A 16,390-nucleotide genomic window follows, 5' to 3' on the forward strand; every position below is an offset into this window, starting at 1 on the left:
ACCAGTACTTGCGCAGCAGGTAGACCACCACCTCGAAGAGCTCCCCGTCGGGGTGCAGCTTGGGACGCTGACGTGGCCGATGTCGCGTCAGACGAGCCCGGTAGCCCGCCAGGCCGGCATCGTAGCCCTTGATGGGATCAACCGTGTGGCGGGCTATTTCTCGCGACACGGTGCTCGGCGCACGGCCCAGGTGAGTGGCGATGGCCCGGATCGAATGCGTGGCTCGCATCATCATGATGGCGGCTCGGTCTTCAGCAGAGAGGTGGCGATAGCAGTGAGTCATAGCAACACCGTACCTGATGGGTCACGTGTTGCACTTGGAACTTGAGACCGCCGAGTGTGAACTTCGATACCACCAAAAATATTTTCATTGAGGGAGATAATCTTGAGGCGCTCAAGCTTCTTCAAGAAAACTACCTGGGAAAAGTCAAGCTGATCTACATTGATCCACCATATAACACTGGGGGAGACTTTGTTTACGAAGATGATTTTTCTGAGAATCCAGAGGAGTTTCTGCAACGGTCGAATCAGGTAGATGAAATAGGGAGCCGGCTAGTCGCTAATTCCACTAGCAATGGCCGATTTCATTCAGACTGGCTAACTATGATTCATGCCAGACTTCAGCTCTCTCGAAACCTGCTTCGTGATGACGGTGTGATTTTCATCAGCATCGATGACAATGAGCAGGCGAACCTAAAACGCATCTGCGATGAAGTATTTGGAAGTCAAAATTTCGTGAATACGATTATCTGGGAGAAGCGATACAGCCCTCAGAATGCTGTAAAATGGTTCTCAGAGTCGCATGATTTTCTGTTAGTTTATGCTAAAAACAAGCTTAATTGGTATCCGAAGCTACTGCCGCGCACAGATGCGATGAATGCTCGCTACCGAAACCCTGATAACGATCCACGTGGTATATGGAAGCCTGCAGATGCAACGGCTCAAGCTGGTCATGGAACAAAAGGTCAGTTTTATGAACTGATTGCTCCAAATGGGAAGAGACACTCTTTGCCAAACGGTCGTTGTTGGGTCTATACGAAAGAAGTTTTTGAAAGGATGATTGAGGACAACCGAGTTTGGTTCGGGGCTGATGGGAACAATGTGCCTTCTATAAAAAGGTTTCTTTCTGAGGTCAAGCAGGGCGCAGCTTGCCAGACGATTTGGAAATATAATGAAGTTGGGCATAACCAAGAAGGAAAAAAAGAAGTCAATGAACTTTTCCCTGAAGCATCAGTTTTTGATACGCCTAAACCAGTTAGGTTGTTAGAGCGCGTGTTGCATCTTGCGACAGAGCCTGACTCACTTGTTCTCGACTTTTTTGCAGGGTCTGCCACCACCGCACATGCTACTATGAAGTTAAATGCCGCTGATGGTGGGAATCGGAAATTTATTACGATACAGCTTCCAGAGCCTACAGATGAGAGCTCGGATGCGTGGAATGCTGGATATCAAGATATCGCTGAAATTTCTAAAGAACGCATCCGCCGAGCTGGGGAAAAAATTATCGAAAACGGCTGCGATTCCCATTGGAACCGAGATATCGGTTTTCGAGCATTTAAGATTGATTCATCAAACATGCGTGACACTCATTATTCTCCAGACGCACTTAGCCAAGACTTGCTGTCTAAAAATATCGACAATATCCGCGAGGGTCGGAGTTCAGAAGACCTGCTCTTCCAGGTCTTGCTGGATTGGGGTGTAGACCTTTCGCTTCCGATCTCCCGCCAGGAGGTTGATGGAAAAAACGTCTTCTTCGTCGATGGAGCCGAGAAGCATATGGCCCTGGCCGCCTGCTTCGACCTCGATATCGACGAGGCTTTCGTCAAGCAGCTGGCCGAGTACGAGCCGCTGCGCGTGGTATTCCGCGATGCCGGCTTCGCCAGCGACAGCGTCAAGATCAACGTCGAGCAGATCTTCGCCCAGAAGTCGCCCAATACCGACGTCAAGGTGATCTAGGCCCATGAGCATGGACGAGCAGGCGCTGAAGCAGTTGCTGCACTCCCTGATCGAGCGCTGGGAAAGCGAGGTGGTCGAGTTCAAACGCGGTGGCAAGGGCTTTTCCACCTCGGATCTCGGCAAGTACCTCTCGGCGCTGGCCAACGAGGCGAATCTGCGTGCCTGCGAAAGCGCCTGGCTGGTCTTTGGCATCGACGACAAGACCCGGCGCATCCTGGGCTCCGAGTACCGCCAAGCCCCAGGCGAGCTCGACAAGCTGAAGATGCAGATCGCCGATGGCACCGAGCCCAGCATCACCTTCCGTGACATCCACGAGCTGGAAACGCCGGAGGGCCGGGTGCTGCTGTTCGAGATTCCGCCCGCACCGATGGGCATGCCCATCGCCTGGCTGGGGCATTACTACGCCCGCGCCGGGGAGAGTCTGACCGGCTTGGGCCTGGACAAGCAGGATGCGATCCGGCGACAGACTGACGCCACCGACTGGTCCGTGCAGTTGGTGCCGAATGCCACACTCGACCATCTCGACCCCGAGGCGGTCAGCAAGGCCCGAGAGTCCTTTGCCAAGAAGTACGCCAACCGTTTCGAGCCTGACGAAGTAATGGGATGGCCGCTGGCTACTTTCCTGGATCGCGCCAAGCTGACCCTGGACGGCAGGGTGACCCGGGCGGCTCTCCTGCTGCTGGGCAAGGAAGAGGCGGCGCCATTGCTATCCCCCCATCCCGCTCAGCTGACCTGGAAGCTGGAGGGGCCGGAGCGGGCCTACCAGCACTTCGGCCCGCCGTTCCTGCTGGCCACGACGCAGTTGTATCAGCGTATCCGCAATATCCAGTTGCGGCTGCTGCCTCAGGACGAGCTATTACCTATCGAAGTGTCCAAGTACGACCAGAAAATCGTGCTGGAAGCGTTGCATAATTGCATCGCTCATCAGGACTACAGTCGCAATGCGCGTGTGGTGGTGGTCGAGCAATCCGACCGGCTGGTCTTCGACAATGAAGGCAGCTTTTTCGAGGGTGAGCCCGATGATTACCTGGAGGGACACCGGGTACCGAAGCGCTACCGTAACCCTTTTCTGACCCAGGCCATGGCCGAGCTCAACATGATCGATACCATGGGCTACGGCATTCACGACATGTATTCCCGCCAGGCCCGGCGTTATCTCCCCCTGCCTGACTATGATCTGAGCGAGCCAGGCGCCGTCAGACTTGGTATCTACGGTGGCGTGGTCGACTCCGCGTACAGTCGCCTGTTGATTCAGAAGACGGACTTGTCTCTTGTCGATGTGCTGGCATTGGATCGCATCCAGAAGAAGCTGCCGATCGCCGATGATGCGGTGGCTCGCCTCAAACGGGCCGGCCTGATCGAAGGGCGCAAGCCTAACTACCACGTCTCCGCCAGCGTGGCGGGAGCGACGGCCAGCAAAGCCGAATATATCCGCACCCGTGCTCAGGACGATGAGTTCTATGCAAAGTTGCTGAAGGATTATCTCGAAAAGTTCGGTCAGGCGAACCGCTCGGATATCAACGCGCTGTTGCTGGACAAGCTGAGTGATGCCCTTACATACAAACAAAAATACAATAAAATCAGCAATTTGCTGACAAAGCTCCGGCGCCAGGGCGTCATCGTCAACAAGGGCTCTGATACGGCTCCTCGCTGGTGTCTTGCAGAGACCGCGCAAGGTGGTCAATAGAGGCGTGCAGCAAGAAAATTCAACTATTTGTTGAAAATCAAAGGATTACATCTCTCTGTGGCGTCTTGTTTGCAGAGAGCGTGCAGAGAGACGGTCACAGAGGGTTGTCATGAAGCTCAAGTTCAAGACCCAGGAATACCAGACGCGGGCCGTCGAGGCACTGGCGGACTGCTTTGCCGGCCAGCCCTTTAGCAGTGGTATCCGCTATCGCATCGATCCGGGCGAGGCAGCACCCCTGGCGCAGCCGCTGCAGCGTGACCTCTACGCCTCGCCAGACCCCGACGACGCCGGCTTCAAGAACGCCGCGCTGGAGCTGACGGAGCTGGATCTGCTGAACAATATCCGGGCTGTGCAGCGCCGCCAGAACCTGCCGCTCTCCGACGGCCTGAAGAAGGATGACAAGACCGGCTGCCCCTACAACCTGGACGTGGAGATGGAGACTGGCACCGGCAAGACCTACGTCTATCTGAAGAGCATGTTCGAGCTGAAGCAGCGCTACGGCTGGAGCAAGTTCATCGTGGTGGTGCCCAGCATTGCCATCCGCGAGGGGGTCTACAAGTCGCTGCAGATCACCGCCGACCACTTCCTGGAGAGCTACGGGGAGAAGGCGCGCTTCTTCATCTACAACTCGAAGCAGCTGCACAACCTGGAAAGCTTCTCCTCGGATGCCGGCATCAGCGTGATGGTCATCAACGTGCAGGCCTTCAACTCCCGTGGTGCCGACAACCGCCGCATCTACGATGAGCTGGACGATTTCCAGTCACGGCGCCCCATCGACGTGATCAAGGCCAACCGGCCGATCCTGTTCCTCGATGAGCCGCAGAAGATGGAAGGGGGCAAGACGCTCAGCTCGCTGAGCGAGTTCAACCCGCTGTTCATCGTGCGCTACTCGGCCACCCACAAGACGACCTACAACAAGATCCATCGCCTGGATGCCCTGGACGCCTACAACCAGAAGCTGGTGAAGAAGATCTCGGTGCATGGTGTCACTACCAAGGGGCTCACCGGCACCGATGCCTACCTCTACCTGGAAAATATCGAGACTGCCAGGAGCAAGCCCCCGGTGGCCTGGATCGAGTATGAAGTGAAGTCGGCCGGCGGCGTGAAGCGCAAGCGTCGCAAGCTCGGCAAGGGCGACAACCTCCATGAGCTGTCGGGTGGGCTGGACCAGTACAAGGGCTTCGTCGTCTCGGACATTGACGCCCGGGTCGACCAACTCAGCTTCACCAACGGCGTCGAGCTTACCGCCGGGGAGGTAACCGTCGATGTTACCGAAAAGGCGCTTAGGCGGATTCAGATCCGTGAGGCGATAAAGGCGCACTTCCAGAAGGAGCAGCAGCTTTTTTCTCAGGGCGTCAAGGTGCTCACGTTGTTCTTCATCGATGAGGTGGCCAAGTATCGTCAGTATGATGACAGCGGTGAGGTGCTGGGTGAATATGCTCAAATATTCGAGGAGGAATACAAATGTCAGCTCAACCAGGTGCAGACCCTGGAAGATAGTGAGTACAACCGTTACTTAAAGGGCATCAACACCTCGGATACCCACAACGGTTACTTCTCCATCGACAAGAAGTCCAAGCGTCTCGTTGACCCCAAGACCAAAGCGCGCTCGACCGAGACGGACGATGTCGATGCCTACGACCTGATCCTGAAGGACAAGGAACGTCTGCTCTCCTTCGAAGAGCCCACGCGCTTCATCTTCTCCCACTCTGCACTGCGAGAGGGCTGGGACAACCCCAACGTGTTCGTCATCTGTACGCTGAAGCACAGCGACAACACCATCTCCCGGCGCCAGGAGGTGGGGCGCGGCCTGCGTCTGGCGGTCAACCAGCTGGGCGAGCGCATGGACGATCCGCTGACGGTACACGACATCAACGAGCTGGCGGTAGTCGCCAGCGAGAGTTACAAGGACTTCGTCACCGCCTTGCAGCGCGACATCAGCAATGAGCTCTCCGAACGCCCGCGGGTCGCCGACGAGGCCTACTTCACCGGCAAGCTGCTCGTGTCGGATGAGGGCGAGGTGGAGGTCACGCCCGCCATGGCCAAGGATATCTACCGCTACCTGCTCAAGAACGACTACACGGATAACGCCGATCACATCACCGAGGCCTACCACCAGGCCAAGGAGGACGGCACCCGAGCCGAGCTGCCGGAGGCGCTACAGCCCCATGCACAGCAGGTCTTCCAGCTGATCGACAGCGTCTTCAGCAACGCCCAGCTGCCGCACATCGAGGACGGCCGCAAGGCCAAGCTGAACCCGCTCAACGACAACTTCCACAAGAAGGAATTTCAGGCGCTCTGGGAGCGCATCAACCGCAAGGCGGCCTACTCGGTCAGCTTCGACTCCAACGAGCTGATCGAGAAATGCGTGGGCTATCTGGACCTGAAACTCAACGTGAAGCGGCTCGAGTACCAGGTGGAGCGCGGCACGCAGAAGGCGGAAGCCAGCTACCAGGACATGACCAGCGGGCAGGCCTTCACCGTCAACGAGAGCGAGCGGGTCAAGCATGACGGCTCGCTTCACTCGGCGGTGCAGTACGACCTGATCGGCCGCCTGGCCGAGGCCACACAGCTAACGCGGCGCACCGTCGCGGCGATTCTCTCGAAAATCCAGCCGAAGACCTTCAAGCAGTACCCGATGAACCCCGAAGACTTCATGGCTCAGGCCGCCAGGCTGATCAACGAGCAGAAGGCCAGCATGGTGGTCGAGCACATCAGCTACGACCCCATCAACGAGCAGCACAGCCGGGAAATCTTCACCCTCGAGAAGCCGGAAAATAATCTGGATCGGGCCTACAAGGCCAACCGGCACGTCTATGACTACGTGGTGACCGACTCCAGGATCGAGCGGGATTTCGTCGAAGAGCTCGACACCGGCAAGGAAGTGGTGGTCTACGCCAAGCTGCCGAAGAGCTTCTTCATCCCGACGCCGGTGGGCAACTACAACCCCGACTGGGCCATCGCCTTCAATGAGAATGACGTGAAACACGTCTACTTCGTGGCCGAGACCAAGGGCAGCATGTCATCGCTGGAGCTGCGTGAAATCGAGCAGGCCAAGATCAAGTGTGCCACGGAGTTCTTCGACACCATCGCCACGGCGACGGTGAAGTACGACGTGGTGGATTCCTATGACAAGCTGATGGATATCGTAAGGTAATGGCTTCAGGCCGTTTCCAAGCCTGTTTTACTCTAAATCGAAAAGGAAAGTGCTGTGTCAAGGGTAGTCATGGTGAGAAGCCCGCTTGAGCTGACTGCAGGGGACCAGGCGGGCTATGGCTGGTCGCAGATGAACTTTTCAGAGCACGCGTCGGCCGACTCTCTGATGAAGGCGTTTCGAGACCGGGGAATTGAGATCGGCAGGAAGGGCAATCAGATCCGGCGATTCTTCAATATTCGCGCCGGTGACCTGATCGTGGTCCCCGTACCTCGCGCCATTCTACTGGCTCGGGCCACGGGCGAGAAAGGATTCGGCCTGGATGTCGGCTATGGGGAGAACCGGATCGGTGCGACATTCCTGCGCGACCCGGATGGGAAGGTCAAGCGGATACCTCGCGATGACCTTTCCACGGCTCTTGAGACCCGACTGAAAATTCGGATGGCCGTTGCATCGCTGGATGAGTTTTCAGATGAGCTGGAAACGCTGTATTCCCGGCTGGAGTCTGGCGGTTTCAGCAACATCAATAGCCAGCATGAAGCCGAAAACAGCGAAGCGGTCAATACCTTCAAGAAGACGCTTCTGGAGCGTATACAGCAGGGGAGCACTTTCCTTGCGGGCGGTGGCAATGGGCTGGAAATGCTGGTGATGGAGCTTTTGAAGCTGGAAGGGTATGAGGTCCGTCGACCCAGCAAGCGGCACTATGAGGGAGTTGCCGATGCCGATATCGAAGCTTACCGGAAGGACCGGTTCAATCCCACAAAGCTCCTTGTTCAAGTAAAGCATCATCAGGGCACTACCGGGGCTCACGGCATCCGCCAGCTCGCCGCACTTGATGATGACGATGCCCAGCGTTGGCTGATCACGACGGCCATTGTCGACGAGGGTGTCGAGGCGCTGGCGGAGAAGGATGGCATTCAGGTCATGGGAGGCAATGATTTTTCAGACTGGCTCTTCGAGCATTGGCAGAACCTGTCTGTCGCGACACGAAGCCGACTGGGGCTCTCCGATGCCCCTGTGTTGCTTTAAGAGCGCCGCTCAGTCGTCGGCCTTGCTGCTGCCCTGGACAGGCTGATTCCGGCGTGCCGTCAGCATGCCGATGGCCGTGCCGACCCACACGGCGAGCGCCGCCCAGAGGGAAAGATGGGGCAGCACGAGCAGCGCCGGTATCGCCAGCGCCTCGCCCAGGCGCGCGGTGGCGGCGGTATACATGGCGATCGGGAAGACGATGCTCCAGTACTGGGGGTCGTAACGCAGGGGATGGCGGGCGATCAGGTAGCGCCAGGCCGACAGGCCCAGCAGCAGCGGGATCCACCACGTGGCCGATGCCCACATGAACAGCGTGATGCCCCGGATGAACGGCAGGAAGTCGCTCAAGGCCGGCACGGTGGGCAGGGTGAGCATGAGCCCCGCGCCCGACAGGGTGGCGATGGCCATGGCGCCCATGTTGATCCAGTAAGGGGGCGAGAGCAGCGTCACGTCGAGGGCCACGAAGGTCAGGCGGTAGAAGATGATCGGGATGATCACCAGATAGAGCATGCCGCCGACCAGGAACAGGCACAGGGCGGCCAGCAAGGCGAGTGTCTGCCACGCGCTGGGCCAGTCGATCAGCGTGCACAGGATGGCCAGCGAGTGGGTCGCCACGGAGGCGAGAAGCCAGGAGCCATTGATGCCGTTGCGCAGGCTGGGCTTTCTCGGGTGCACGATGACGGCGATGAAGAACCAGTACATCACTCCCACCCACAGCAACATGCCGAGGCCGAGAAGAAGATCGGCCATGAGCGGCGAGTGGGCGATGAGCTGCATCTGCGCGCCGAGAATGCAGGTGCCGGGAATCAGGGTGAAGAATCCCGGGCCCCGTGAATGCGAATGCATGTCGGCGATCAGGCGATGAGGGTGACGGATGATGCGGACGAGAAGCAGGCCGAAAAGCACCAGATAGGCGGCGCAATTGATGTAGAAAAAGGCCCGCGCCATCGCCTCGATCCGCAGAAGATGCGCCGCGATCGAGAGGGTGCCGGTAGCCATGGCGACGGCAAAGTAGCCGGGAAAGAAGTCGGCCGCGGTGCGATCGATCAGTCGGGCGAGTCTTGTCATGTCGGTGAGATCCCTGCGAATTGCAAAAGCTGCCCGTGGCGACGACGCCATCGCTCACCCCGCCGAGAGGGGCCGGTCCGGAGTGGTCCAGGCGGCGCCATCGGCGATGCGTTTTCGCCGCGTGGATAGTGTCTTCTCGAGCCGAGGTGAAGCCTTGTCCCGTGAATGGCTCGGGGGACGGGGCAGCCGAACTCTGGCGAGTGGGGCACGACTTCCCGGTCGCCCCGTTCGACAACCCGCACGAAGCGGGCTGGCGTCATGCACGGCTGACGATTGGCGTGAATTGCCTGGTGATACTGGTGAACGTCGCGCGGGTCAAGGCCGAACAAGGGGGGTGTCATCCTGACAATGCTGTCAATAAGACAGTAAAAAGGCTGTCATCTTGACTGTCCGGGTTGGAAGATGCCGCAGCGGAATTACCGGCAGGTGCTGCGGTCATTGTTGAATGGTTGATAAATCAGTTGGTTGGGGTTGATTCGCGACAAAGTGCCGCATCCGGGCAGCCGTTTTGAAGGCGGGCACATGGGTTGCTACACCGGTAATGGGCCCATGCCTGACCAATCGACACATCAAAGAGGTTCAACATGTTGACGGACCAGCAGGAAAGCCTGATCGAGGCAACCGCTCCCGTGGTGGCCGAGCATCTCGACGCGATCACGAAACGCTTCTATCCGCTGATGTTCGAGCGCTACCCGGAGGTGGCGCCGCTGTTCAACCAGGCTCACCAGGCCGACGGCGGCCAGCCCCGGGTGCTGGCCAGTGCGGTGCTGGCCTATGTGCAGATGCGCAAGGACCCGGACCAGGCCCGCGAGGTGCTGGCCACGGTGGTCAGCAAGCACGTCTCGCTGGGGATTCAGCCCGACCAGTACCCGATCGTCGGCGAATGCCTGATGGCGGCGATCGGCGAGGTACTGGGCGATGCCGTGACCCCCGAGATCGCCGATGCCTGGGGCGCGCTCTATCAGGAGCTGGCCGACCTGCTGATCGGGCTGGAGGCGGAAGCCTACCATGAGTTCGCCGCGCGCCCCGGCGGCTGGCAGGGCACGCGCACCTTCCGCATCGCCGAGACACGCCAGGAGAGCCGGGTCATCCGCTCCTTCGTGCTCGAGCCGGTCGACGGCGGGCCGGTGGCGGATTTCGAACCGGGGCAGTTCATCGGTGTCAGGCTGACCATCGACGGCGAGCCTGTCTATCGTCACTACAGCCTGTCCGGCACCCCCAACGGCAGGAGCTACCGGATCTCGATCAAGCGCGAGACGGGCGGCCGGGTCAGCGAGTACTTCCACGACCGGCTCGATGTCGGCGATACGCTCGAGCTGCTGCAGCCCTCGGGGCAATTGACGCTCGACGAGGCCTCGACACCGGTGATGCTGATCAGCGGCGGGGTGGGGCAGACGCCGATGCTGCCGATGGCCTGCCGGGCGCTGGAGCAGGGGCGCCGGGTGGTCTACCTGCATGCCGCCCAGGAGCGCGCCCACCACGCCTTCGCCGAGGAACTGGCGGCGCTGGCCCGCGAGCATGCCGACCACCTGACCTCGGTGACGCTCTACGAGCGGGGCGACGAGGACGATCGAGCCGACCACATCGGCCGCGTCAATCGCGAGCTGCTGGCGCGCTATCTGCCCGAGGGCGACCCGGAGTGCTACTTCGTGGGGCCACAGGGCTTCATGACCGCCGTCGATCACGCCCTGGACAGCCTGGGTGTGCCCGGCGAGCGGCGCCATTACGAACACTTCGGCCCCTCGCGGCCGCTGCAGGCCGGCTGACCGGGAGCGCCCGATGCACGAATCGTCCGTCCTGACGCGCCGCATGCCGCTGTGGCGGCTGGCGTTTCGCCCCTTCTTCCTGCTCGCCGCGGCGTTCGGCCTGGTGGCGATGCTGGTGTGGGGCGGGGTGTGGAACGGCAAGGTGTGGCTCGCCCCCTACGGCGGGCTGATGTGGTGGCACCCCCACGAGATGCTGTTCGGCTTCGCCGCGGCGGTGGTGGTGGGCTTTCTGCTCACCGCGGTGCAGAACTGGACCGGCCGGCCGGGGCTTTCCGGCTGGCCGCTGCTGGGGCTTGCCGCGCTCTGGCTGGCGGCGCGGCTGGCGATCGCCTTTCCCCAGGCGCTGTCGCCGGCCTGGGTGGCGGGCATTGACCTGGCCTTCCTGCCGCTGGCCGCGGTGCTGCTGGCGCGGCCGGTGATTCACCGGCGCCAGTGGCGCAACCTGGTCTTCGTGCCGGTGCTCGCGCTGCTCGCCGTGGCCAACCTGGCCACGCATCTGGCGCTGTTCCGCGGCGCGCCGGGGCTGCTGCACGGCGGCGAGTCCCTCGCGGTGCTGCTGATCACTTTGCTGATGGTGATCCTCGGCGGCCGGGTGATTCCCTTCTTCACCGCGCGGCGTCTGAACCGCCCCCAGGCGAGCCGGCCACTGGTGCTCGAGGCGACGGCGATCGGCGGCGTCGTGGCACTGGTCGGCCTGCAGCTGGCGGCCCTGGTCGGTGGCGACGTGCCGGCCGGCGTGTGGGGCGTGGTCGCCGGCGTGGCGGCGCTCGCCAACCTCGTGCGCGGGCTGCGCTGGGCCGGCTGGCAGGGCTGGCGCGAGCCGCTGCTGTGGAGCCTGCACCTGAGCTACGCTTTCGTCTGCCTGGGTCTGACGATGTGGGCGCTGTCGGCCTGGAATCTCGTGAGCCTGTCGCTGGCGGTCCACGCCCTGACCGTGGGCGGCATGGGCGGCATGATGCTGGCGATGATGGCGCGCGTGGCACTGGGACATACCGGTCGGGCGCTCGTCGCGCCGCGCGGCATCGCCACGGCCCTGGCGCTGATGCTGCTGGCCGGTGTCGCGCGGGCGCTGCTGCCGGCGATCTGGCCGCAGACCCGGCCCGTGGCGCTGGATATCGCCGTCCTCGCCTGGAGCCTGGCGCTGGCCCTGTATCTGGTGCGCTATGTCGCCGTGCTGGGCAGCCGGCGCGCCGATGGCGCGCCGGGCTAGTTGTTTGGTTCCGCGATGAACCCGCCACCGGGACACCGCTGTCGGGGATGAATCCCCTCCCACAAGACCACAAGACCACAAGACCACAAGACCACAAGACCACAAGACCACAAGACCACCTCTCAGGCTGGCCGGCATGGCCGCAGTTGTTGCGGGAGGGGGTGTTGTGGGAGCGACTTCAGTCGCGATGAGCCCGACAGCGGTATCCCGATGACGGGGATGAATCCCCTCCCGCAAGGCCACTCGTCAGGCTGATCGGCATGGCCGCGGTTGTTGCGGGAGGGGGTGTTGTGGGAGCGACTTCAGTCGCGATGAGCCCGGCAGCGGTATCCCGATGACGGGGATGAATCCCCTCCCGCAAGGCCACTCGTCAGGCTGATCGGCATGGCCGCGGTTGTTGCGGGAGGGGGTTGCGGAAGTGACTTCGTCACGCCTGGCACAGCGGGCAGGCGTCGGCCGCCCGCGTGTCGTCGTCGCCCATCCAGACGCCCCGGCCATCGGCGCCGATGCGTGCCTTCAGGGCACGGTACTCGGCATCGGCCTCGGGGAGCAGCGAAGCATCGCATCCCCAGTCGCAGCCGCTGACCAGCTCCAGCCAGTCGCCGCCGGTCAGGGTGGTGGCGAGCCGCTCGAGCACCCGGGTCTCCTCGCAGTGCAGGTGCCCCCGGTAGAGCTCGATGTAGGCCTGGAGCAGGTTCAGCGTCGCGGGCTCCCACGCCTCCGCGGCGCCGTTGGCGGCGCGGCGGTCGAAATGCGCATGCAGCTCCTCGCCGTAGCGCTCGATGCGCCGGTGCTCTTCCTGCAGCAGCGCCAGCGTCTCGCGGATGCCCGGGTCGCGCTGTTGCAGTCGCGCGAAGAGGCGGTCCTCGAAGGCGTGGTGCGCGCGCTCGGCATGGTGCGTCAGGTAGTGGAGGATATCGCGCAGCAGGGCGGCGTCGGTCGGCTCGCCCATCTCGGCGGCGTGGAACTGGTGGTCGAGGATGCAGAGCAGGGTCTCGTAGCGGACGTGATCGGCCTGCAGGCGCTGAATGGCGGGAAGGGTCATGATTGCCTCCTGAATGGGCTGGGGGCCATGGGTTCGCCATGTCGATCGAACCCTCTCCTCATAGTCATGCACGTGCCATGCCATGTTTTTCCCGTCCCGCAAAGAGGGCTGTCAGGTGCCCTCGGCGAGCAGCAGCGCCTTGATGTGGCCGATGGCCTTCATGGGGTTGAGCCCCTTGGGGCAGACCCAGGTGCAGTTGCCGATCTGCCGGCAGCGGAACACGCTGAAGGGGTCCTGAAGCGCCGCCAGGCGCTCGCGGGTGGCGGTGTCGCGGCTGTCGATCAGGAAGCGGTAGGCCTGGAGCAGCCCGGCGGGGCCGACATAGCTCTCCGGATTCCACCACCAGGAGGGGCAGGCCGAGCTGCAGCAGGCGCACAGGATGCACTCGTAGAGGCCGTCGAGCTTGTCGCGCTCCTCGGGGCTCTGCAGGCGTTCGATGGCGGCGGGCGGCTGGTCGTTGATCAGGTAGGGCCTGACGCGTTCGTACTGGCGGTAGAACAGGCCCAGGTCGACCACCAGGTCGCGAATCACCGGCATGCCGGGCAATGGTCGCAGGGTCAGGGTATCGCCCTTGCCCAGGACCTCGCCGACGGGCGTGACGCAGGCCAGGGCGTTCTTGCCGTTGATGTTCATGCCGTCGGAGCCGCAGACACCCTCGCGGCAGGAGCGCCGGTAACTGATGTCCGGGTGCGCGACCTTCAGGTGCTCGAGCACGTCGAGCACCATCCGGCGTCGAAAGTGGTCGTCGAGCTCGAAGGTGTCCAGGTAGGGGGCGTCGTCGGTTTCCGGCTGGTAGCGGTAGAGCTTGACGGTCAGCATGGCCTCTCTCGCGATGGGAATGCGGACCCGAAGTATAGTTCAACCCGACCGTGCCACCGGTGATCTCTCGTCGGGTTGTTCATTCGCCACATTCACCACCTGGCCGTGGGAGCGACGTCGGTCGCGATGAACCGGCCACCGGGACACGGCTAGCTGAGGTCGTGATTGACCGCCCAGACCGCGGCCTCGACCCGCGAGCGCAGCCCGAGCTTCTTGAGCACGTGCTTGACGTGCACCTTGACCGTGCCTTCGCTGATGGCCAGCCGGCGGGCGATCAGCTTGTTGCTCAGCCCGCGGGCCAGGGCACGCAGGGTCTCGCGCTCGCGGGCGGTGAGGGTGGCCAGGGCGTCCTCGCCCGGGGTGGCGCGTGGCCCGCTCAGGGCTCGGGCCAGCAGGCCGGCGAGTCGCGGGCTGATCGCCATCTGCCCCTCGGCGGCTTCCTTGATCGCCGCCAGCAGGTCCTCGGGTTCCATGTCCTTGAGCAGGTAGCCGTCGGCGCCGGCACGCAGCGCGGCGATGACGTCCTCCTCGGCGTCGGAGACGGTGAGCATGACGATGCGCGACTCGACGCCGGCCTCGCGCAGGGCCCGCAGGGCGTCCAGGCCGTCCATCCGGGCCATGTTCAGGTCCATCAGGATCAGCGCCGGGGCCTCGCGGCTGGCGATGTCCAGGGCCGCCTGGCCGTCGGTGGCCTCGCCGGCGACGCTCAGGGCGGCGTCCATCTCGAGCAGCTGGCGAACGCCGCGGCGGAACAGCGGGTGGTCGTCGACGATCAGGACCGGGGTCGTCATTCGGCGTCTCCGGGCAGGGTGGTGGCAGGGGTGTCGCGGCGCATCTGAGGCGTGAAGTGCAGCCGTACCGTGGTGCCGCCCGGCGCCGGCTCGAACACCTCGAGCCGGCCGTTCAGGCCGGCGGCGCGCTCGCGCATGATGGTGGTGCCGTAGTGGCCGGGCTGGTCCGTGCGCTCGCCGAGCCCGATGCCGTCGTCATCGACGCTGACCGTCACCTGGCCGTGCGTGTCGGTGGCCAGATGAACCTCGCAGCGGCTCGCCCGGGCGTGATGGAGCACGTTGGACAGCGCCTCGCGGACGATCTGCAGGACGTGCATCTGCTCGTTGGGCGACAGCGGACAGTGGTCGAGCCGGTAGTCGAGGCGGATGGAAAGCTCGCCGCGCCGCGTGAACTCGCGCACCGTTTCCTCGAGCGCGGCCTCCAGCCCCGGCCCGCTCATCTTCAGACGGAAGGTGCTGAGCAGCTCGCGCAGCTGCCGATAGGCGGCGTTGAGCCCCTCGCGCAGCTCGTCGAGCACCGCCTCGGTGTCGGCCGCCGGGGCCTGGGCGCGAACCAGCGCCTGCAGGCGGGCGACCTGGATCTTCAGGTAGGAGAGCGACTGGGCCAGCGAGTCGTGCAGTTCCCGGGCGATCACCGCGCGCTCGTCCATCAGCGCCAGGCGGCGCTGCTCGGCGTAGCCCTGGGCCAGCGAGATCGAGGTGGCGATCAGCCCGGCGATGGTGTCCGCCAGATCGCGCTGCCAGGGTTCGGGCGGCGAGTGGGGCGGGTGCTGGATCAGCAGCACGCCGTAGTGGCGGTCGGCCTCGCTGACCGCCACCCGGTAGACCCAGGGCGAGGGGGTGTCGTCGTGGTCGTCGAGGCAGGGCACGCAGTCCGGCGCCCGGCAGAAGTCGGGGCAGTCCTCGGCCCGGGTGGACAGGCGCAGGTAGGCCTGCTCGGCGTCGGCCTGGGCCAGGCACAGGGTGATCGGCCCCAGCCCGGTGACGGCGGCGAGCTGGGCGAGCACGTGCCGGTAGCGGGCATCGCCGGGCGGGGCACCGTTGAGCCGGCGTGCCGCCTGATAGAGCAGGCCGAGGCTCTCGTTGCTGCGCTGGAGCTCGGCGGTCTTGGCGGCCACCCGCTCCTCCAGCCGGCCGTACATCTGCGACAGGTTCTCGTTCATCTGGTTGATGGTGCGCGACAGCAGACCCAGCTCGTCGCCCGCCGTGTAGCGGGTGCGGCCGCTGAAGTCGCCGTGCCGGGCCCGCTCGACCACCTGCAGCAGATCGCGCAGCGGCGGCATCACCCCGGCGGCCAGCTTGTACATGGCCAGGAACACCAGGCCCAGCGTCAGGAACAGGATGACGCCCTGGAACAGCCGCAGCAGCTGGATGCGCGATTCCGCCTCGCGCTGCAGCTGGCCGACCAGCCGGTCGACCTGGTCGACGAAGTCGCCCACGCGGGCGGCGACGTCGGCCGGTGCGGTGGCCGCGGGTGTCTGCATCAGCGGGCGCAGTTGCTCGCGCCACTGTTCGGCGACCGCCTGGTACTGGCGGGTCAGCGGGTGCTGCGGGTCGTCCGGCAGGCGCTCGGTGATCACCGGCGAGGCCAGGCTGCGGTCGAGTTCGGCGAGCCGGTCAGGCAGGCGTTCGGCGCTGTCGGGCCGGGCCCGCGTGGCGAGCAGCCGGTAGGCCTGCATGCGCAGGGCGCCGGCCTGGTTGATCGCCGCCGCGTCGCCGCTGGCGGTCTCGGCGATGACGATCGAGCCGAGCATGCTGGTCAGTGCCAGCAGCACGATGCCGGCCATGGCCAGCCCGGCGCGAAAGGTCAGGGAACGGGGCATGAGAGACGATCTCGACACACGACGGGGGAGTACCTCCAATGA

General features: G+C 63.2%; 12 protein-coding genes. 6 read left to right on the forward strand and 6 right to left on the reverse strand.

The genetic code is table 11. The annotated features are described in order from the left end of the window. Window positions 1–235, reverse strand: a 235-nt coding sequence (locus G7A98_RS10355; RefSeq protein WP_240464731.1) for a helix-turn-helix domain-containing protein, incomplete at its 3' end; no start/stop codon positions are given. A 104-nt stretch (window positions 236–339) separates the two neighbouring features. Here G7A98_RS10355 and G7A98_RS10360 point away from each other — a divergent pair. The 4 genes from G7A98_RS10360 to G7A98_RS10375 all read left to right on the forward strand — a co-directional run bounded on the left by G7A98_RS10360 (window position 340) and on the right by G7A98_RS10375 (window position 7,826). Further along, complete coding sequence (locus G7A98_RS10360) at window positions 340–1,956, forward strand: site-specific DNA-methyltransferase (protein WP_163649599.1); 1,617 nt, start codon at window positions 340–342, stop codon at window positions 1,954–1,956. Between the two features lie 4 nt (window positions 1,957–1,960). Beyond that, the gene (locus G7A98_RS10365) at window positions 1,961–3,643 is read left to right on the forward strand and encodes an RNA-binding domain-containing protein (RefSeq protein WP_240464732.1); all 1,683 of its coding nucleotides are present in this window, start codon (window positions 1,961–1,963) and stop codon (window positions 3,641–3,643) included. A gap of 109 nt (window positions 3,644–3,752) precedes the next feature. Continuing rightward, complete coding sequence (locus tag G7A98_RS10370; RefSeq protein WP_163649600.1) at window positions 3,753–6,800, forward strand: DEAD/DEAH box helicase family protein; 3,048 nt, start codon at window positions 3,753–3,755, stop codon at window positions 6,798–6,800. Between the two features lie 54 nt (window positions 6,801–6,854). Next, window positions 6,855–7,826, forward strand: coding sequence for a restriction endonuclease (locus G7A98_RS10375; protein WP_163649601.1), 972 nt, complete (start codon window positions 6,855–6,857; stop codon window positions 7,824–7,826). A gap of 9 nt (window positions 7,827–7,835) precedes the next feature. Here the strand turns inward: G7A98_RS10375 and G7A98_RS10380 are convergent, their stop codons facing one another. Further along, the gene (locus G7A98_RS10380; protein ID WP_163649602.1) at window positions 7,836–8,894 is read right to left on the reverse strand and encodes a tellurite resistance/C4-dicarboxylate transporter family protein; all 1,059 of its coding nucleotides are present in this window, start codon (window positions 8,892–8,894) and stop codon (window positions 7,836–7,838) included. A 584-nt stretch (window positions 8,895–9,478) separates the two neighbouring features. On the opposite strand from G7A98_RS10380, the gene hmpA reads away from it, so the two are divergent. Beyond that, window positions 9,479–10,660, forward strand: coding sequence for an NO-inducible flavohemoprotein (gene hmpA, locus G7A98_RS10385; RefSeq protein ID WP_163649603.1), 1,182 nt, complete (start codon window positions 9,479–9,481; stop codon window positions 10,658–10,660). Window positions 10,661–10,673: 13 nt separating this feature from the next. Beyond that, a complete protein-coding gene (locus G7A98_RS10390; RefSeq protein WP_163649604.1) occupies window positions 10,674–11,870 on the forward strand; it encodes an NnrS family protein in 1,197 nt (398 codons plus the stop codon). 427 nt (window positions 11,871–12,297) lie between these two features. Here G7A98_RS10390 and G7A98_RS10395 read toward each other — a convergent pair whose 3' ends face one another. From G7A98_RS10395 to G7A98_RS10410, 4 genes are all read right to left on the reverse strand, one after another. Then, window positions 12,298–12,915, reverse strand: coding sequence for a hemerythrin domain-containing protein (locus G7A98_RS10395; protein ID WP_163649605.1), 618 nt, complete (start codon window positions 12,913–12,915; stop codon window positions 12,298–12,300). 111 nt (window positions 12,916–13,026) lie between these two features. Further along, a complete protein-coding gene (locus G7A98_RS10400; protein WP_276207494.1) occupies window positions 13,027–13,731 on the reverse strand; it encodes a succinate dehydrogenase iron-sulfur subunit in 705 nt (234 codons plus the stop codon). A 152-nt stretch (window positions 13,732–13,883) separates the two neighbouring features. Further along, entirely contained in the window at window positions 13,884–14,525 is a 642-nt protein-coding gene (narL, locus tag G7A98_RS10405; RefSeq protein WP_163649607.1) for a two-component system response regulator NarL, read from the reverse strand. After that, window positions 14,522–16,348 carry a type IV pili methyl-accepting chemotaxis transducer N-terminal domain-containing protein gene (locus tag G7A98_RS10410; RefSeq protein ID WP_163649608.1) on the reverse strand — a complete coding sequence of 609 codons (1,827 nt, stop codon included), beginning with the start codon at window positions 16,346–16,348 and terminating at the stop codon, window positions 14,522–14,524. The genes narL and G7A98_RS10410 overlap by 4 nt, the downstream gene beginning before the upstream one ends. Window positions 16,349–16,390 lie beyond the last annotated feature (42 nt).

The organism is Modicisalibacter sp. 'Wilcox' (genome assembly GCF_010993675.1).
GTDB classification, from domain to species: domain Bacteria; phylum Pseudomonadota; class Gammaproteobacteria; order Pseudomonadales; family Halomonadaceae; genus Modicisalibacter; species Modicisalibacter tunisiensis.